Genomic DNA, 18,208 nt, shown 5'->3' with positions numbered 1-18,208 from the left:
CACCGGGCCCACCGCCGCTGCACCAGCTGCACCCACCGTGCCCGCCCCGACCACCGGGTCGTCCGCGCACACCATCACGACCGGACCCATCGCGGGGTCCGCCAAGGTCCACCACCCGGTCCCGGGCGCGGAGCACCTGCGCGTCCCCGAGCGCCGCGTGCTCCTGAGCAACGGCGAGCACCTGGACCTGTACGACACCTCTGGCCCCTACACCGAGTCGGACGACCCCGCGGCGTTCGACCTCGCGGGCGGCCTGCCCGCCCTGCGGGCGTCCTGGCTCCGGCCCGACGCCGTCCCCACCGAGCGCGGCACGGGCGGCGCCCGGACGCAGCTCGCCTGGGCGCGCGTCGGGGTCGTGACCGACGAGATGCGCTTCGTCGCTGCCCGCGAGGGCGTCGACGTCGAGCTCGTGCGCGACGAGGTCGCGCGTGGCCGGGCGGTGATCCCGGCCAACCGTCGGCACCCCGAGATCGAGCCCATGATCATCGGCAAGGCGTTCGGCGTGAAGATCAACGCGAACATCGGGAACTCGGCCGTGACCTCCTCGATCGAGGAGGAGGTCGAGAAGATGGTGTGGGCCGCGCGCTGGGGCGCCGACACCCTCATGGACCTCTCGACGGGCAAGGACATCCACGAGACCCGCGAGTGGGTGCTGCGCAACTCCCCGATCCCCGTGGGGACGGTGCCGCTCTACCAGGCGCTCGAGAAGGTCAAGGGGGACCCCGCGAAGCTCACGTGGGAGATCTACCGCGACACCGTGATCGAGCAGGCCGAGCAGGGCGTCGACTACATGACCGTGCACGCGGGCGTCCTGCTGCGCTACGTCCCGCTGACCGCGCGCCGTGTCACGGGCATCGTGTCCCGCGGCGGCTCGATCATGGCCGCGTGGTGCCTCGCGCACCACCAGGAGTCGTTCCTGTACACGCACTTCGCGGAGCTGTGCGAGATCCTGCGCGACTACGACGTCACGTTCTCGCTCGGCGACGGCCTGCGACCGGGGTCCATCGCGGACGCCAACGACGCGGCCCAGTTCGCCGAGCTGCGCACGCTGGGCGAGCTGACCAAGGTCGCGAAGTCCTACGGCGTGCAGGTCATGATCGAGGGTCCGGGGCACGTCCCCATGCACAAGATCGTCGAGAACGTGCGCCTCGAGGAGGAGCTGTGCGAGGAGGCGCCGTTCTACACGCTCGGCCCGCTCGCGACCGACATCGCGCCCGCCTACGACCACATCACGTCCGCGATCGGCGCCGCGATCATCGCCCAGGCCGGGACTGCGATGCTCTGCTACGTCACGCCCAAGGAGCACCTGGGGCTGCCCGACCGCGACGACGTCAAGACGGGGGTCATCACGTACAAGATCGCGGCGCACTCCGCCGACCTGGCCAAGGGGCACCCGCGTGCGCAGCTGCGGGACGACGCGCTGTCCCGTGCCCGGTTCGAGTTCCGCTGGCACGACCAGTTCGCGCTCTCCCTCGACCCCGACACCGCCCGCGCCTTCCACGACGAGACGCTGCCGGCCGAGCCCGCCAAGACCGCGCACTTCTGCTCGATGTGCGGGCCCAAGTTCTGCTCGATGCGGATCTCCGCGGACGTGCGCGAGTATGCCGAGAAGAACGGCCTGACGTCGGTCGAGGCGATCGAGGCCGGCATGGCGGAGAAGTCGAGCGAGTTCACGGACGCGGGCGGCCGGGTCTACCTGCCGGTCGCGGGCAGCTGAGCCGCCCCGGCCACCTGCCCGACCGCTGAGTGCGGAGTACTTGTCGTCGAACGAGCCGATCGGCGACAAGTACTCCGCACTCAGCGGGGTCGGGCGGGGTCAGCTCGTGCCGGGCGCCGCGATCCCGTGCTCGTACGCCCACACCACGAGCTGGACGCGGTCGCGCATGCCCGTCTTGGTCATGATGCGGCTCAGGTGCGACTTCACGGTGCTCGCCTCGAGGTAGAGCGTCGCCGCGATCTCGGCGTTCGACTGCCCCCGGCACAGCAGCGCCAGGATGTCGTGCTCGCGCGAGGTGAGCAGGCCCGAGGCGACCTCGTCGGGCGCGGCGGGGGACCGCCGTCGGGCGAACTCGTCGATCACGCGCCGCGTGAGCGTCTGGTCGACGAGACCCTCACCCGACGCCACGCGCCGCACCGCGTCGACCAGCACGTCGGGCTCGGCGTCCTTGAGCAGGAACCCGCTCGCCCCGGCCTCCAGGGCACCGAACACGTAGTCGTCCAGGTCGAACGTGCTCACCACGAGCACCGGGACAGGGTCGACGACGCCGGGCCCCGCGAGCGCGCGCGTCGCCGTGATGCCGTCCCCGCCGGGCATGCGGACGTCCATGCACACGACGTCGGGGCGCTCGCGGCGCGCGACGCGCACGGCGTCCGTGCCGTTCGCCGCCTCGCCCACGACCTCGAAGCCCTCGCTCTCGAGGATCACGGTGAAGCCTGCGCGGACGACGGCCTGGTCGTCGACCAGCACCACTCGGGTCATGGGGCCTCCTGCCCGACGGCGGAGCCCGGCTCGTCCGTGGACGTCGCCGAGCGCTCGGGGATGGTGGGGGTGGGAGCGGCGGCTTCGGCCGCTGCGGGCCGGGGGACCGTGAGCCGGACCCGCCAGCCGTCGCCCGGGACCGGGCCCGCGCTGAGCGTCCCGCCGACGAGGGTCGCGCGCTCGGTCATGCCGATGAGGCCGTGCCCGGGCGCAGCCTGGGTGACGGCCGTCGCGCTGGTCGACCTGTCGGGCACCGCAGCGGCCGCCGGGGCGCCGTGCCCCTCGCGCGCGTCGAGGTCACGGCCCGCGCTCCGACCGGTCCGGCCGCCCGAGATCGCCGCGACCGGCAACCTGTTGGTCACCGTGAGGACGAGCGCGGCCTGCTGGTAGTCGGTCACGACCTCGATCGCGCGCCCCGGGGCGTGACGGCGCGCGTTGCTCAGCGCCTCCTGGAGCACGCGGTACACCGTGAGCTGGACGGCGGGGGAGAGCCCGAACGGCGCGCCTCGACGGACGTCACGCACCTCGGCCCCTGCGCTGCGTGCGAGGTCGAGCAGCTCGCCCGCGTCGTCGAGCGTGGGCTGCGGTGCGGCCGGGGCCTCCTCGCCCGGTTCGCCGGGACCGGCCTGCGACGAGCTGCGCAGGATGCCGACGACCAGGCGCAGGTTGTCGAGCGTCTCGCGCCCCTGGGTGCGGATCCAGCGCATCGACTCCTTGGCGCGCTCGGGGTCGCGGTCGACCAGGCGCTCGGCCGCGGCCGCCTGGACGACGATCCCCGACAGGTGGTGCGCGGCGACGTCGTGCAGCTCGCGGGCCATGCGGCCGCGCTCCTCCAGGACGGCTTGCGCCGCGAGCATGTCGCGCTCACGCTCGGCCTGGGCCACGCGCCCCTGGAGCTGGGCGAACAGCTCGCGGCGCGTGCCGACGTACGCACCCACGAGCGCCGAGGCCACGTAGGTCAGGAGCGCTGACGCGAGGCCGCCCCAGACCTGGACCGCGACCGGCGCGGGACCCGTCGAGGTGATCGGCACGGGCCCGCCGAGCACGAAGCTCAGCAGGACCTGCACGCCCGCTGCGGCCGCGGCCGCCCACAGGGCCGTGCGGCGCGGTGCGTACGCACCGACCGAGTAGGCCGCGACGAGCGTCGCGGGCGCCTGGAACGAGACGAAGGCGGGAAGCACGGGCACGAGAGCGACCTGGCCCACCACGGTCAGCGCGAGCGCGAGCAGAGGGGCCCGACGGCGCAGCGTGAGCGCCATGGCCTGCGCGACGACGAGCACGATCGCTGCGACCCGCCCGCCGGTCGAGAACCGCAGGGAGTCGGGCCCGCCCTCGACCACGATGCCGAGGTCGGTCAGGGCGACCCGCTCGACGGCCAGCAGGAAGCCGACCGTGAGGACCGCGACGACCACGCCCAGCAGGGCGTCGCGACCCGTCGAGGTACGGATGCCGACCGCGGCGAGACGGCGGTGCAGTGTGTCGAGCACGGGGTGTGTCCTCTCTGGTCGGGCGGTCGGGCGGTCGGGCGGTCGGTGGTCGGGCAGAGCGGCGTGCGGGGTCACCGGTGCCGGGAGGCCCGGGCTCAGGTGCCCCGCACCCAGGCGACCCGCCCACCCGGGGGAGCGGCGCCGTCGGGCACCACGGTACGTGGCCGTGGCGCCCGACGGGCCGCCCCTCCGGGGCAAGGCGTCAGACGAGGTCGCGGCGACGGAACGTCACCGCGCCCGACCCGAGCGCGACCGCGACCCACGCGGCCAGGCCCAGCACCGCGGCCCCGACGCCCAAGGGGGCGAGGCCGCCCAGGACCGACGTCGCGCTCTGGCCGGTCGACGCGAGCGACCCCAGCCCGAGCGGCAGCCATGCCGCGGCGTTCGACGTGCCCCCCGAGAGCAGCAGGACCGCGGCCTGGACCAACGGCTCGACCACCACGAGCCCCACGACGACGAGGATCGCCGCGACCTGCCCGCGGATCAGCGTCCCGATGCCCAGCCCGAGCCACGCGAACAGCACGAGGACCACGAGCCCACGCCCCCACACGCCCAGGACGTCGCCCGCGCCGACCATGAGCTGAGCGCCCGGTGTCGACGCGACGGCCACGAACAGGCCCAGGGCCGTGAGCACCGCGAGCGCGGCGCCGGTCACGAGCGCGACGACCGCGGTCGCGCCCGCCTTGCCCCCGAGGATGCGCAGCCGGGACGGGACCACGAGGGCCGTAGGGACGATGCCGCCCGTGCGGAAGTCGGTCGTGACCGCGAGGACGCCCAGCAGCAGCATGCAGATGACCGACACGCCTGCCGAGCCCGAGCCCGCGGGGCCGTTGCCCAGCAGGTCCAGCATCGCGCGCTGCACGGGTGCCGCGCCCAGGTCGGTCAGTCCGGTGAGGTCGGGGGCGAGGTCCGCGGTCAGCTCGGGCGAGGCCTGGAGGCCCACGGTGGCACCGCCACCCAGGCCCTCGAGGCCCGACAGGACGCGCGGCAGGGCGATCGTCAGGGCCTGGACGAGGACCATGCCCGCGAGGGCGACGATCCCCAGGATCCAGGGCGTGCGGGTCGTGCGTAGCTTGAGCAGCTCGGCGCGGAACATCAGCGCACTCCTTCGGTCTCGGCGGTCAGGTTCAGGTAGAAGTCCTCCAGGGACTCGCCCCGGACGAGGTCCGTGAGCGGGCCGTCGGCGATGACCTGGCCCTGGCCGATCACGACCAGGTCGTCGGCCACCTGCGTGACCTCGGCCAGGACGTGGCTCGCGAGCAGCACCGCCCCGCCGCCGTCCGCGAACGAGCGCAGGACCTCGCGCATCCACCGCATGCCCGCGGGGTCCAGGCCGTTGGCGGGCTCGTCGAGCACCAGGACCTGCGGGTCGCCCAGGAGCGCCGCAGCCAGCCCGATGCGCTGGCGCATGCCGAGCGAGTAGGTCCTGACGCGCCGGTCGGCGGCACGGTCCATCCCGACGAGCGCGAGCACCTCCTCGACCCGTCGGCCCCCGATCCCGGCCGCGGTCGCGAGGACCCGCAGGTGGTCGCGTCCGCTGCGACCCGGGTGCAGGCCGCCCGCGTCGAGCAGCGCGCCGACGACCTGGCCGGGCTTCTCCAGCGCCGCGTACGGGCTGCCCTGGATCGCCGCGGTCCCGGCGCTCGCGGACGCGAGCCCCAGCAGGACGTTGAGGGTGGTCGTCTTGCCCGCGCCGTTGGGGCCGAGCAGCCCCACGACCCTCCCGGGCTCGACGGCGAAGCTCACGTCGCGGACGGCGTCGAACGTCCCGTAGGACTTGCGCAGGCCCACGATCTCGATGGCTGGCATCGGGGATCCCTTCTCCTCCGGCCGCGCAGCCGGGGTGCCGCGCGCCGTGCCTCCAGCCTGGCTTCCGGGCTGTGACGGGCGCTTCTGGCGGAGGGGGGAAGGTGAGTTGCGACTTCCGGCGGAGGTGGGCTCTTGACACCTCGAACCTTAATGATCATAGTTTGTGTTCAATAGTCATTCTGACGAGGGGGACCCATGTTCGAGATCGTGCCCCCGGCGATGCTGGCAGTGGCGCTCTTGGTGTGCGCCACGCTGGGAGCCGGAGCCTTCCTGTGGTTCGACGGACGACGGGTCGTCGCGCCCTCGACCGCAGCGCGACGGGCAGTTCGTCATGCCGTTCTCACCGCCGTGGTCGCGGCGGTACCCCTCGTCGTGGGCCTCGGTCTCCCGCTGTTCGAGTTCGTGTCCGTTCGGCTGCCGTCGCCTCATCTGCTCGCGGTGCTGCCCATGGCGTCGCTCGTGGGGGTCCTGGCGATCTACGGAGTCGGTGAGGTGACCTGGCCCAGGCCGCAGGGAGCCACCCGGCAGGCGACACTGACGGCGAGGACCGTGGCGGACGTCGCTCCCTCCGCCCTGCGGCGCACGGTGTGGGGCTGGGCGGGAGCCATGGTGCTCGCGGCGATCGCCTTCGCCCTGGTCGCGTCAGGTCCCCGCCGGGTGTCGCGAGTGATCGACCAGCACGACGCCTTCACGGTCGGGTCCTTCCCTGGTGTGCTCTGGACCGGCCCGGTCGTCGCCGTGATGCTCGTGGTCCTCGTGCTGTGCGAGACGGTGCTCCGCCTGGTCGCGTCCCGATCGGCCGTCCTCGACGTGAGTGAAGGGTGGGACATGTGGCTGCGGCGTCGGGTCGCGCGCCGCATCCTGCGGATCGTGCAGCTCGTGATCGGTCTGACCCTCTCGGGCCTGGTCATGCTCGCCGGTCTGTCGATGCGGTGGCTCGGACTCGGTAACGGTTCGGGGGTCTACGCCCCCTCGCCAAGCACGGCGCACGTGGTCGCCGGGAACTCGCTCCTGGTGCTCGCGCTCGTGCTGCTCCTCGTGGCGGTCGCCACCGCGGTGTGGCCCGCCGGCGACCCGTCGCCCGAGGTCGAGTCGGTCCGACCGGTCGGGGCGACCTCGTGAGCCTCGCGGTCCGGATCGACCTCGACTCGTCGACCCCTCACTACGAGCAGCTCCGCGCGCAGCTTGCGGCTCTCGTCACGGCCGGGACCCTCGTGGACGGGCAGCGGCTCCCCACCGTCCGTGCCCTTGCGAACGACCTCGGCATCGCCCCGGGCACCGTGTCCCGGACCTACCGCGACCTCGAGGCGGCCGGGCTGGTGACGACCCGCCGTCGGGTCGGGACGCTCGTCACGGCGCCCCCCGCGACGCTCGACCGCGCGGCCGTGGTCGGCGCGGCTGAGCGCTTCGTCCGCATCGCACGCGACCACGGCCTCTCCGACACCGAGGTCCGCGACCTCGTGGCGGCCAGCCTCCTCACGGTCCAGGACCCGCCCGCGTAGCGCCGAGGTAGAACGTGCTGCGCGAGGTAGAGCGCGCCACGTCCTACCTCGGCGCAGGACGTTCTACCTCGCGTGCACCGGGCCGTGGCGGCGGCCCTGCGGGACGATCCAGCCGCAGGAACCCCTGCGGCGGTAGGGTCACGGAATCGGAACATCGCGGCACGCACCGCAGGACCGTTCACGCAAACACTCATGGGGGAGGGCGCATGCCCAGCAGGACGTCAGAGACCACGCAACCACGCGAGGGTGCCCGCGGGGTACCTGAGCGCGCGCCCGACACGTCGGCGACGCGCGAGGCCCCTGGGCGAGGCTCCGGCGCTGCACCCCGTGGCTACGCCAAGGGCCGCGCCAAGCGCGACGAGATCCTCGAGGCGGCGACCGGGCTCTTCGGCGAGGTCGGCTACCACTCGGCGTCGCTCCGCGAGATCTCCTCGCGCGTCGGCATCTCCCACCCCGGTCTGCTGCACCACTTCCCGACCAAGGAGCTGCTCCTCCAGGCGGTCCTCGAGCACCGCGACGAGGTGGACTTCGCGCTGCTCGCGGACGACCTGGCGCAGGGTGTCGCGTACTTCGACGCCCTGGTCAACGTCGTCGAGCGCAACGCGGCCCGCCCCGGGATCGTCGAGCTCTACTGCATCCTGTCGGCCGAGGCCACGGCTCCCGACCACCCCGCGCACGAGTACTTCCAGCGCCGATACGACGACGTGCTCGCCCGGAGCCGACGTGAGCTCACGGACCGCGCGGCCCAGGGCCGGCTGCGGCCCGACGTCGACATCCCGGCCACCGCGCGAGCGATCGTCGCCCTCATGGACGGGCTCCAGGTCCAGTTCCTGCTCGAGCGCAACGGGCCGCGCCCGCCCGTCGACATGGCGGCCGGCCTCCGTGCCTACCTCTCGCTGATCCTGCCGGACGCGGCACCGGCAGAGGCCGAGACCTCCGACTGAGGTCGCAGGCATGACGCCTGGCGCTTGAGGAGCTGGTGGCTGGTGGCGGCCGACGGCTGGCCGCTGACGCAGCTCGCCGGCCGGTGGCGGCCGACCTCCGACCGCTGACGGCCGGGTCGCTGTCGGCCCGACACGCGAACGGGCGCCCCCGGATCCGTCGATCCAGGGGCGCCCGTCGGTCGTCCGGTCAGGCCGCGCCGGACGCTGCGAGGAGCTGGTCGAGCTGGGCCTCGTCGAACAGCATGCCGTCGAAGGCCGCGATGACCCGCAGCGGCATGTCACCGGCGAGCGCCAGCATCCCCTCGTCCAGGGGCATCGCGGAGGTGTCGTCGGTCTGCGCCATGGCGGTCCGGATGATCTCGCCCGCGACCGGGTGGGCGAGGGCCTCGCTCAGCGTCGACGACGGGGTCAGCGGAGGGGTGATGTCCTCGCCGACCACGGTGACGGTGGCGGACCCGCGCAGGTCACGGGACGAGGCGCCCACGGACACCACGAACTCGCCGCCCTCGACGACCCAGCGCCGCAGCACGGGGTGCCAGTACGACAGGTCGCGTGCGTCGAGCTCGAACGAGAGGGTGCGCGTCCCGCCCGGAGCGAGCGCGACCTTCCCGAACGCCTTGAGCTCGCGCTCGGGGCGCTCGACCGCGGCCTGCGGGTCGCCCACGTAGACCTGGACGACCTCGGCTCCTGCGACGGCCCCCGTGTTGGTGACGGTCACGTCCACGGTGAGCGACGCCGTCGGGCCCTCGCCCGAGACCGTGACCGACAGGTCCTCGTACGCGAAGGTCGTGTACGACAGGCCGTGGCCGAACGGGAAGGCGACGTCCATGCGCTTGGCGTCGTAGTAGCGGTACCCGACCAGGACGCCCTCGCCGTAGCGGACGTGGCCGAACTCGCCCGGGAAGTTCCCGTACGACGCGTTGTCCTCGAGCCGGAGCGGGACGGTCTCGGTCAGCTTGCCCGACGGGTTGCGGACGCCGAACAGCAGGTCCGCGACCGCGCCGCCGCCTGCCTGGCCGCCGAGCCAGCCCTCGAGGATCGCCGCGGTGTGGTGCTGCCAGGGGGCGATCGTGACGGCCGACCCGTTCGCGAGCACCACGACGACGCGCGAGCACACGGCGGCCACGGCCTCGAGGAGCGCGACCTGGTTCGCGGGCAGGTCCATGTCGTCGCGGTCGAAGCCCTCGGACTCGTGGCTCGCGGGCAGGCCCAGGAAGAGGACGACGGTCTCGGTGCCCCGTGCCAGCTCGACAGCCTCGGCGCGGAGGGCGTCGTCGGCCGCCGACGTCTCGGCCGTGATGCCGAAGCCCGCCGCGAACGGGACCTCGGTGCCGGTGGTCGCGCGGATCTCCGTCAGGGCGTCGTCGAGGCGCGTCGGCTGGACCTGGCTCGACCCGGCGCCCTGGTAGCGCGGGGTGCGTGCGAACTCGCCGACGACGGCGAGCGACGCGGCGGCGGCCGGGTCGAGGGGGAGGACGGGCGTGCCGTCGACGGGCTCGTTGCGCAGGAGGACCGCGCCCTCGGCGGCGGTCTCGCGGGCGAGGGCGTGGTGCTCGGCCACGTCGAAAGCGCCGGGCTCGGCGAGCGCGGGCAGGGCGCGGTTCAGGAGCGTGAGGTGGCGGCGGACCGCCTGGTCGAGGATCGCCTCGTCGAGCTCGCCGGCGCGGACCGCGGCGACGACCTGCGCGTCGGTGCGGCCGCCCGTGGCGGGCATCTCGAGGTCGAGACCGGCGGCGAGCGCGGCGACGCGGTCGGAGACCGCTCCCCAGTCGGAGACCACGACGCCGTCGTAGCCCCACTCGTCACGCAGGACCTCGGTGAGCAGCCAGTGGTCCTGCGACGCGTACGTCCCGTTGATCTTGTTGTACGAGCACATGACGGTCCACGGCGAGGCCTTCTTCACCGCCCGCTCGAAGCCCGTCAGGTAGATCTCGCGCAGCGTGCGCTCGTCGACGTCGGCGGAGACGCGCATGCGGTCGGTCTCCTGGTTGTTGGCCGCGAAGTGCTTGAGCGAGGTGCCCACGCCCTGGCTCTGGATGCCCCGGATCAGCGCGGCGCCCAGGTCGCCCGAGACCACGGGGTCCTCGGAGAAGTACTCGAAGTTGCGGCCGCAGAGCGGGGAGCGCTTGATGTTGATGCCGGGGCCGAGGAGCACGGCGACGTCGTTGGCGCGGGTCTCGCGACCGAGGGCCTTCCCGACGCGGTCGAGCAGGTCGACGTTCCACGTGGAACCGAGCGCGGCGGCCGTGGGGAAGCACGTCGCGGGGACCGAGTTCGCGAGGCCCAGGTGGTCCGAGGCCCCGCTCTGCTTGCGCAGGCCGTGCGGGCCGTCGGTGACCATGACCGCAGGAACCTCGGTACCCGCGCGCTCGACGGGCTGCGTGTGCCAGAAGTCCAGCCCCGACGTCAGCGACGCCTTCTCCTCGAGCGTGAGCTCCTGGACGAGCCGCTCGACATCGAGCGGTCCGGCGGTGCGCGCAGTGGTGGGGGTGGCGGTGTTCTCGTTGCTCACGGTGCACTTCCTCGAGGGTTCGCGGCCAAGCCGCTCTGCTTGTTCCTCCGAGACTATCCGAGAAACCTACCGAGTGGTAGGTGTGTCGCGGCGGGCGTCAGTCGATGAGCGATCCTTCGGTCAGCACGGGCGTCGCGGCCAGGCAGAGGCCCGTCCGGTCACCCTCGGCCCACGACTCCTCCGAGGGGGTCCAGATGGAGAGCTCTATCCCCGCGGGGTCGACGTCGCCGGCCAGGACGGCCGGCACGCAGACGCGCGAGACCCTCGACTCGACGTCGCCCTGCCCGGGCCAGAGCGAGTCTGCCGAGAAGTCGGTGCGGGCCACGACCTGGGCCTCGTGAGGTTCCGCGCACGGGACGACGCGCACCGTGGTGACGGGACCGTCGTCGGGCAGGTCGGCGAGGCAGTTCCCCAGGACGAGCTGCCGCGCGTGCGCGTCCTGCGGTGCGCTCACGTCGGCGGGCAGCGCGCGCGTCGCTGCGCCGCCCAGCAGCAGGGCGACGGTGACGGCGATCGCCGTCACCGTCGTGGCCAGACCCAGCGCGATCCCCGCCCAGGCGAGCCCGACGCCTCGTGTGCCGTTCCGTCGGATCCGCGCGAGCGCCGCGGCCCCGACGCCCACACCGACCGGCCCGAGCAGCAGCCCCGTCGGGATCGCCGCATAGGCCAGGGGCTCGGTCCGGGCAGCAGCGGGCTGCCAGCCCGGCGCGTAGTAGACGTCCTGGTCGTACCCGGACGGGGGAGGTGGGGTGCTCATACGGAGCCCGCTGCGATGCCGATGAACCAGAGCGCGAGGAGCGCCGTCATGACCGCGCCCACCGCGATCCCCGTGATCGCGTACCCGCGTCCGGTCGTCCCGTCGCGCGAGATCTGCTGGAGGGCCACGATCCCCAGGACCAGGCCGACGATCCCGGGGAAGAAGCACAGGGCGAGCCCGGCGAGCGACGTGATCATCGACGCGAGAGCCAGTCCGCTCTGCCGCGGAGGGGGAGCGAACGACGCCGTCCACGCTGGGCCCTGGGGGCCCTGCTGCCAGGCCGGCGGCATCCCCTGCGGGGCGCCGGGATACGGCGTGGTCGGACCGGGGGGCCACTGTCCCTGGGGGTACGCACCGGGGGCAGGCGGGTAGGGAGAGCCGTACGGGTTCCCGTGGACGGGCGTCCCCGGTGCGCCGTACGGAGGGTGTGCCGGGCCGCCCGACGGCGGAGGCGCCGTCGGGAACCCTGCGCCGGACGGCCCGGCGGGAGGGTAGTACGGGTCCGGTTCGACGGGCGCGTCCTCGATGCCGGCCGCGGGTGGCTGGTACGGGACGAGCGGAGGCTGACGCGTCGGTCCGCCGGGGGAGAGGTAGGGGTTGGGCGGAGGCGTCGGATCTTGGTCCGGTGCGCCGGGGCCCTGCGGCGGGTAGGAGGTCATGGGAGAACCGTAGCGACGTGGCGCGGACCTCGGTGGAACTCCCCACAGGACTCACCCTGCGGAGGCCCGTCGCGGACGAGGGCGGATGCTCGCGCATATTTTGTGAGGATTCCACCCCAAACCACCCCTGGCCCTCGTTCGCACGGCTCCGCGCGTCTATGATCGTGGTGGTACCGGGCATCCGCGGTCTCTCGTACGAGGGATTTGGAAGGAGTCGTGCTTTTCTCGCTCGGCTCTCCGGTGCCCTACCGAGCGCGGCCGGCACAGGTCGCGCGCGACGCATCACCGAGCAGTGAGGACGTCATGACCCTGCCACAGGCCGCACAGGCTCCCGCCACCACGAACGATCGAGCGGCGGTGGTTCTCGCTGCCGGTCACGACGACGCGTCGCGCGAGCTCATCACGCGCCCGCTCGGCGAAGCGACCGTGGTCGAGCTCGCCGTCGCCAACGTCCGCAAGATCGTCGCCGACGACCGCATCGTGGTGGTCGTCGCCCCGGGCGACACCACGGTCCGCGGACTGCTGGGTGACGACCTCACGTACGTCGAGCAGCAGGACCTGCCGGGGACGGGCGGGGCGGTGCTCGCGGCCCGAGCCACGATCGAGGCCTTCGCGACCCCCGCGCGAGAGGTCCTCGTCGCCTACGCCGACACGCCGCTCCTGCGCTCCGAGTCGCTGCTCGGCCTCCTGACCCGTCACACGCTCAAGGGCGCGGACCTCTCGCTGCTCGCTGCCGTCGTGACGGAGGACCTGCCCACCTACGGGCGCATCGTCCGCGAGGACGGCGAGATCACCGCGATCCTCGAGGAGGAGGACCGCCCGGCCGACGCCGGGACCGGCGGGGCCCCCGCCGAGGTCAACGTGGGTGCCTACGTCGCGTCCCCCGGCCTGCTGTTCGCCGAGCTCGAGGCCATGCTCGCCGGCGGCGAGCACCGGCTCACCGAGCTCGCCCGCCGCGTCATCGCCAAGCACAAGAGCATCTCCTCGTACCGGATCTACGACACCGACGAGGTCCGGGGCATCAACACCCCCGAGGAGCTCCAGGAGGCCGCGGACATCCTCCTCAAGCGGCTCTTCATGCCCAAGAAGAACACCGACACCAAGATCGTGTTCGGCACCGGCGGGTGGCGCGCCATCATCGGCGAGGGCTACACGCTCGCGAACGTGCGTCGCCTGTGCCAGGCGATCGCGAACGAGACGGTCCGCAAGGGCATCGACGGGCTCGGCGTCGTGATCGGCGGCGACCGCCGCTTCCTCTCGCGCGAGTCCGCCGTCGCGGCGGCAGAGGTCTTCGCGGGCAACAACATCCCGGTCACCCTCCTGCCCGACGACGTCCCCACGCCCCTCGTGACGTTCGCGGCCCCGTACCTCGGCGCGGCCTACGGCATCATCGTCACCTCGAGCCACAACCCGCCCGAGTGGAACGGCATGAAGGTCTTCCGCCAGGACGGCTCCCTGCCCCTCGACGACGAGACCGACCGCTACCAGGACGAGGCCAACGCGCTGAGCGTCGACGACGTCATCACCCTCGACCTCGCGGTCGCCCGCAAGGCCGGCCTGGTCGTGGACAAGGTCCTCACCGAGCCCTACGTCGACGCGATCGAGAAGATCGTCGACGTCGACGCCGTCCGCGGCTCGGACCTGCGCGTGATCGTCGACCCCATGTACGGCACGAGCCAGCTCACGCTCGGCACCATCCTCAACGACATGCGCGTGCGCTCCGAGTTCATCCACGCCTCGCACAACCCGCTGTTCGGCGGGATCGCGCCCGCACCGGACCTGCAGCGCCTGTCGACCCTGATCTCGATGATCAAGCAGGGCGACGGCCGCTACGACCTGGGCATGGCGACGGACGGAGACTCCGACCGCATCGGCATCGTCGACGAGACCGGCGAGTACATCTCGACCAACGACCTCCTCCTCCTCCTCTACTGGTACCTGCACGAGTTCCGCGGCGAGAAGGGCGGCGTCGTGCGCAACCTCGCGACGACGCACCTGCTCGACCGGCTGGCCGCGCACTTCGGCGAGGAGTCGCGCGAGGTCAAGGTCGGCTTCAAGCACGTCACGGCCGGCATGGAGGAGATCGGCGCGGTGCTCGGCGGCGAGTCCTCGGGCGGCCTCACGGTCCGCGGCTGGATCCTCGGCAAGGACGGCATCTTCGCGTGCGCCCTGGTCGTCGAGATGCTCGCCCGCACGGGCAAGAAGATCTCCGAGCTGCGCGAGATGATCTACGAGATCACGGGTCGTCTCTACACGCTCGAGGCCGGCGTCGACTCGACGCCGGAGATGCGCGTCGCCGTGCCGCGCCGCCTCGAGGCGGACCCGCTCACGCACATCGGGCCCTACCCGGTCGTGAGCATCTCCCACCTCGACGGCACCAAGATCGTCCTCGAGAACGACAACTGGGCGCTCCTGCGGTTCTCCGGGACCGAGCCCGTGCTGCGCATGTTCGTCGAGGCCGACTCCCCCGAGAAGGCCACCGAGCTGCTCGACTGGCTCAAGGGCTTCGTCACGGCGGGCGTCTGAGCCTCCTTCCCCCGGGGTCCTACGACCTCGGAGGCTCGGACACGGGCCCGCGGCGCCACGACGCGCCGCGGCCCGGCCCACCTCATCACCTCCCCACCCCACCTCACCGACAGGAACCGACCCGACGATGCGCTACGGCCACTTCGACACCGCTCGCGACGAGTACGTCATCGAGCGCCCAGACGTCCCCGTCTCGTGGACGAACTACCTGGGCACCAAGGACTTCTGCACCGTGCTCTCGCACAACGGCGGCGGCTACTCGTACTACAAGTCGGCGCAGACCGGCCGCATCTCGCGGTTCCGCCAGAACGGCGTCCCGCTCGACCGCCCGGGGCACTACGTGTACCTGCGCGACGAGGCCGACGGCGATTTCTGGTCGGTGTCGTGGCAGCCGGTGGGCAAGCCGCTGGCGGAGGACGGGGCCCCTCTGGACCCCTCGGGCGGGGCGGGCCGCTGGACCACGCGCCACGGCCTGAGCTACTCGACGTTCGAGGCCCGGTACAAGGGCATCGACGCCCAGCAGACGATCTTCATCCCCCTGGACGACGACGTCGAGATCTGGGACGTGCGCCTGACCAACACGACCGACGAGGTCCGTGAGCTGACGGTCGGGTCGTACGTGGAGTTCTCCTTCCACACGATCACGATCGACAACCAGAACCTGCAGATGTCGCTCTACTCGACGGGGTCGTCCTACGAGGACGGCATCATCGAGTACGACGCCTACTACGAGCCGTGGACGTTCCACTACTTCGCGTCGAGCGAGACGCCGTCGTCGTACGACTCGCTGCGTGACAACTTCATCGGCCCCTACCGCTCCGAGGCCAACCCGATCGCGATCGAGCGCGGGTACGGCTCGAACGAGAGCGCGACGACGCAGAACCACTGCGGTGCGCTCCAGCACAAGATCACGCTCCAGCCGGGAGAGACCAAGCGCCTCGTCTACATGCTCGGCTACGGCTCGCGCGCCGAGGCCGGTCGTGCGATGCAGGCCAAGTACGCGGACGTCGCGACGGTCGACGCCGAGCGTGCCCGCCTGGCCGCCTACTGGAAGGCCAAGCAGGACAAGCTGCGCATCCGCACGCCCCACGAGGGCATGAACACGATGATCAACTCGTGGACGCTGCTCCAGGCGGAGACCTGTGTCGTGTGGTCGCGCTTCGCGTCGTTCGTCGAGGTCGGCGGACGCAGCGGCCTGGGCTTCCGCGACACGGCCCAGGACGTCATGAGCGTCATCCACACCAACCCGACCAAGACGCACCAGCGCATCGTCGAGCTCCTGCGGGCCCAGACGGAGGCGGGCTACGGCCTGCACCTGTTCGAGCCCAAGGCGTTCGACCCAGACGCGCCCAAGCTCCCCGACGTCCCGTCGCCCACGATCGTCCCGACGCCGGACCCCAAGGACCTCATCCACGGGCTCGAGGACACGTGCTCGGACGATCACCTGTGGCTCGTGCCGTCGGTCGTGGAGTACGTCAAGGAGACGGGCCGCCTCGAGTTCCTCGACGAGGAGATCCCGTTCGCGGAGGGCACGCCCGCCACGGTGTACGAGCACCTCACGCGCGCGCTCGACTTCTCGAGCCAGCAGGTCGGTCAGAACGGTGTGGCCCTGGGCCTGCGTGCGGACTGGAACGACTGCCTCAACCTGGGCGGCGGCGAGACCTCGCTGGTCACGTTCCTGCACGCGTGGGCCATCCAGGCGTTCCTGGAGCTCGCACGGCACCGTGCCGCTGCCGGGGACGAGGCCGCGGCAGCGGACGTCGCCAAGTACGAGGCCGAGCTCGAGCGCATCGCGAAGGTCGCGGACACCCAGCTCTGGGACGGCGCCTGGTGGATCCGCGGCTACACGCGCGACGGCGTGAAGATCGGCTCGAACGACAATGACGAGGGCAAGATCTTCCTCGAGCACCAGGCGTGGCCCGTCATCGCGGGCATCACGACCCAGGAGCGCGGCGAGGCGTCGATGGACTCGGTGCGCGAGCTCCTGGGCTCGGAGTACGGCAACCACCTGAACTGGCCGGCGTTCACCAAGGTCGACGACACGGTCGGGTTCGTGACGCGCGTGTACCCGGGCATCAAGGAGAACGCGGCGATCTTCTCGCACCCGAACGCGTGGCCCATCATCGCCGAGGCCATGCTGGGCCGCGGTGACGAGGCCGTGCAGTTCTACGACGCGATCCTGCCGTACAACCAGAACGACAACATCGAGGTCCGCGGGGCCGAGCCGTACGCCTACGTGCAGTTCCTGTACGGCCGTGACCACGAGTGGTTCGGCAAGGCGCAGAACCCGTGGCTCACGGGCACCGCAGGCTGGATGTACACGGCCGCGACCAAGTACATCCTCGGAGTGCGCCTGGCTCTCGACGGTCTGGTCGTCGACCCGTCGATCCCCAAGGACTGGGACGGCTTCGAGGTGCGTCGCGAGTGGCGCGGAGCGGTCTACGAGATCGAGGTCCGCAACCCCAACCACGTCTCGAAGGGCGTGACGTCGGTGACGCTCGACGGCGTCGAGCTCGACCCGACGCAGCCGATCCCGGCCCAGCCGGAGGGCTCGGAGGTCAAGGTCGTGGTGACGCTGGGCTGACCGCCTGCGGCTGAGTGCGGAGCAGTTGTCGTCGAACGGCTCGTCCGACGACAACTGCTCCGCACTCAGCGTCTGCGGGACCCGGTGGTCAGTCCGAGAAGTCCACGATCACCGGAACATGGTCCGAGGCGCCCTTGCCCTTGCGCTCGTCGCGGTCGATCTCCACGCCCGTCGCGCGGGCCCGCAGCGCGGGGGACAGGTAGGCGAAGTCGATCCGCATGCCCTGGTTCTTGGGGAAGCGCAGCTGCTGATAGTCCCAGTAGGTGTACTTGTGCTCCTCGGGGAAGAACTCGCGCGTGACCTCGGTGTACCCGGCCGCCGCGAACGCTGAGAACGCCTCCCGCTCGGGCGGGGAGGTGTGCGTGTGCCCCGCGAACACGGCCGGGTCCCACACGTCGGTGTCGAGCGGCGCGACGTTCCAGTCCCCGACGAGCGCCACCTGCGCCGCAGGATCGGCCGCGAGCCAGCCCGCGGCCTGCTCGCGCAGGTTGCCGAGCCACTCGAGCTTGTACGGGTAGTGCGGGTCGTCGAGCGCGCGCCCGTGGGGCACGTACAGGCTCCACACGCGCACGCCGCCGCACGTCGCACCGATCGCCCGGGCCTCCAGGTGCGGCTCGGCACCGAAGTGCGGCTGGGTCGCGAAGCCCGTCTCCACGTCCTCGATGCCCACGCGGGACACGATCGCGACCCCGTTCCACTGGCTCAGCCCGAAGTGCGCGACCTCGTACCCTGCGGCCTCGAAGACCTCGTGCGGGAACTGGGCGTCCTTGCACTTGGTCTCCTGCAGCGCGAGCACGTCGGTGCCCGAGCGTTCCAGGAAGGCCACGGCCCGCTCGGCGCGGGCTCGGATCGAGTTGATGTTCCAGGTGGCGAGTCGCATGGCGCCCAGGCTAGCCGGGGCGACCCACGCCCGGTGCGGGCGGACGGCGAGCCGGCGGCCCGAGGTGCG

Annotated in this window: 14 protein-coding genes; 6 read left to right on the top strand and 8 right to left on the bottom strand. The window is 72.2% G+C overall.

The annotated features are described in order from the left end of the window. Positions 1-37 precede the first annotated feature (37 nt). On the top strand, positions 38-1,717 hold the full coding sequence (gene thiC / locus ACIPWA_RS14200) for a phosphomethylpyrimidine synthase ThiC (protein ID WP_449870953.1): 1,680 nt from the start codon (positions 38-40) through the stop codon (positions 1,715-1,717). Positions 1,718-1,816: 99 nt separating this feature from the next. On the opposite strand, the gene ACIPWA_RS14195 is transcribed toward thiC, so the two are convergent. The 4 genes from ACIPWA_RS14195 to ACIPWA_RS14180 form a co-directional block, all read right to left on the bottom strand. Beyond that, positions 1,817-2,479: a response regulator gene (locus ACIPWA_RS14195; protein WP_400291120.1), complete on the bottom strand. Its 663-nt coding sequence runs from the start codon at positions 2,477-2,479 to the stop codon at positions 1,817-1,819. After that, on the bottom strand, positions 2,476-3,966 hold the full coding sequence (locus ACIPWA_RS14190; protein ID WP_400291119.1) for a sensor histidine kinase: 1,491 nt from the start codon (positions 3,964-3,966) through the stop codon (positions 2,476-2,478). The genes ACIPWA_RS14195 and ACIPWA_RS14190 overlap by 4 nt, the downstream gene beginning before the upstream one ends. Before the next feature lie 202 nt (positions 3,967-4,168). Continuing rightward, positions 4,169-5,062, bottom strand: coding sequence for an ABC transporter permease (locus ACIPWA_RS14185; protein ID WP_056652637.1), 894 nt, complete (start codon positions 5,060-5,062; stop codon positions 4,169-4,171). Beyond that, positions 5,062-5,775, bottom strand: a complete 714-nt coding sequence (locus ACIPWA_RS14180) for an ABC transporter ATP-binding protein (RefSeq protein WP_400291117.1) — start codon at positions 5,773-5,775, stop codon at positions 5,062-5,064. Before ACIPWA_RS14180 ends, ACIPWA_RS14185 begins: the two co-directional genes overlap by 1 nt. Before the next feature lie 195 nt (positions 5,776-5,970). On the opposite strand from ACIPWA_RS14180, the gene ACIPWA_RS14175 reads away from it, so the two are divergent. The 3 genes from ACIPWA_RS14175 (at position 5,971) to ACIPWA_RS14165 (ending at position 8,221) form a co-directional block, all read left to right on the top strand. Next, on the top strand, positions 5,971-6,897 hold the full coding sequence (locus ACIPWA_RS14175; protein ID WP_400291115.1) for a hypothetical protein: 927 nt from the start codon (positions 5,971-5,973) through the stop codon (positions 6,895-6,897). Then, on the top strand, positions 6,894-7,277 hold the full coding sequence (locus tag ACIPWA_RS14170) for a GntR family transcriptional regulator (RefSeq protein WP_400291112.1): 384 nt from the start codon (positions 6,894-6,896) through the stop codon (positions 7,275-7,277). Before ACIPWA_RS14175 ends, ACIPWA_RS14170 begins: the two co-directional genes overlap by 4 nt. Positions 7,278-7,483: 206 nt before the next feature. Further along, positions 7,484-8,221: a TetR/AcrR family transcriptional regulator gene (locus ACIPWA_RS14165; RefSeq protein ID WP_082609014.1), complete on the top strand. Its 738-nt coding sequence runs from the start codon at positions 7,484-7,486 to the stop codon at positions 8,219-8,221. Positions 8,222-8,408: 187 nt separating this feature from the next. Here the strand turns inward: ACIPWA_RS14165 and ACIPWA_RS14160 are convergent, their stop codons facing one another. The 3 genes from ACIPWA_RS14160 to ACIPWA_RS14150 all read right to left on the bottom strand — a co-directional run bounded on the left by ACIPWA_RS14160 (position 8,409) and on the right by ACIPWA_RS14150 (position 12,149). Then, entirely contained in the window at positions 8,409-10,733 is a 2,325-nt protein-coding gene (locus tag ACIPWA_RS14160; RefSeq protein ID WP_400291109.1) for a glycoside hydrolase family 3 C-terminal domain-containing protein, read from the bottom strand. A gap of 97 nt (positions 10,734-10,830) precedes the next feature. After that, the gene (locus tag ACIPWA_RS14155; protein ID WP_400291108.1) at positions 10,831-11,490 is read right to left on the bottom strand and encodes a DUF4190 domain-containing protein; all 660 of its coding nucleotides are present in this window, start codon (positions 11,488-11,490) and stop codon (positions 10,831-10,833) included. Then, entirely contained in the window at positions 11,487-12,149 is a 663-nt protein-coding gene (locus ACIPWA_RS14150; RefSeq protein ID WP_400291106.1) for a DUF4190 domain-containing protein, read from the bottom strand. The genes ACIPWA_RS14155 and ACIPWA_RS14150 overlap by 4 nt, the downstream gene beginning before the upstream one ends. Before the next feature lie 303 nt (positions 12,150-12,452). Here ACIPWA_RS14150 and ACIPWA_RS14145 point away from each other — a divergent pair, with 303 nt between their 5' ends. Together ACIPWA_RS14145 and ACIPWA_RS14140 are read left to right on the top strand one after the other, a co-directional pair. After that, the gene (locus tag ACIPWA_RS14145; protein WP_056764607.1) at positions 12,453-14,675 is read left to right on the top strand and encodes an NTP transferase domain-containing protein; all 2,223 of its coding nucleotides are present in this window, start codon (positions 12,453-12,455) and stop codon (positions 14,673-14,675) included. A 127-nt stretch (positions 14,676-14,802) separates the two neighbouring features. After that, positions 14,803-17,259, top strand: coding sequence for a glycoside hydrolase family 94 protein (locus ACIPWA_RS14140; protein ID WP_400291104.1), 2,457 nt, complete (start codon positions 14,803-14,805; stop codon positions 17,257-17,259). Positions 17,260-17,347: 88 nt separating this feature from the next. Here ACIPWA_RS14140 and ACIPWA_RS14135 read toward each other — a convergent pair whose 3' ends face one another. Continuing rightward, complete coding sequence (locus tag ACIPWA_RS14135; protein WP_400291102.1) at positions 17,348-18,139, bottom strand: exodeoxyribonuclease III; 792 nt, start codon at positions 18,137-18,139, stop codon at positions 17,348-17,350. Between the last annotated feature and the right edge of the window lie 69 nt (positions 18,140-18,208).

This window comes from Oerskovia enterophila, from assembly GCF_044748475.1.
GTDB classification, from domain to species: Bacteria; Actinomycetota; Actinomycetes; order Actinomycetales; family Cellulomonadaceae; genus Oerskovia; species Oerskovia enterophila.
Note: the sequence above shows the minus strand (reverse complement) of the source record. Positions and strands in the feature narration are given on the sequence as shown.

Excerpts from the sequence above, each read along its gene's own strand:
- ACIPWA_RS14140 (WP_400291104.1), top strand. The coding sequence starts at position 14,803 with ATGCGCTACGGCCACTTCGACACCGCTCGCGACGAGTACGTCATCGAG.
- ACIPWA_RS14185 (WP_056652637.1), bottom strand. The coding sequence starts at position 5,062 with ATGTTCCGCGCCGAGCTGCTCAAGCTACGCACGACCCGCACGCCCTGG.
- ACIPWA_RS14195 (WP_400291120.1), bottom strand. The coding sequence starts at position 2,479 with ATGACCCGAGTGGTGCTGGTCGACGACCAGGCCGTCGTCCGCGCAGGC.
- ACIPWA_RS14155 (WP_400291108.1), bottom strand. The coding sequence starts at position 11,490 with ATGAGCACCCCACCTCCCCCGTCCGGGTACGACCAGGACGTCTACTAC.
- ACIPWA_RS14145 (WP_056764607.1), top strand. The coding sequence starts at position 12,453 with ATGACCCTGCCACAGGCCGCACAGGCTCCCGCCACCACGAACGATCGA.
- ACIPWA_RS14150 (WP_400291106.1), bottom strand. The coding sequence starts at position 12,149 with ATGACCTCCTACCCGCCGCAGGGCCCCGGCGCACCGGACCAAGATCCG.
- ACIPWA_RS14175 (WP_400291115.1), top strand. The coding sequence starts at position 5,971 with ATGTTCGAGATCGTGCCCCCGGCGATGCTGGCAGTGGCGCTCTTGGTG.
- ACIPWA_RS14165 (WP_082609014.1), top strand. The coding sequence starts at position 7,484 with ATGCCCAGCAGGACGTCAGAGACCACGCAACCACGCGAGGGTGCCCGC.
- ACIPWA_RS14180 (WP_400291117.1), bottom strand. The coding sequence starts at position 5,775 with ATGCCAGCCATCGAGATCGTGGGCCTGCGCAAGTCCTACGGGACGTTC.
- ACIPWA_RS14135 (WP_400291102.1), bottom strand. The coding sequence starts at position 18,139 with ATGCGACTCGCCACCTGGAACATCAACTCGATCCGAGCCCGCGCCGAG.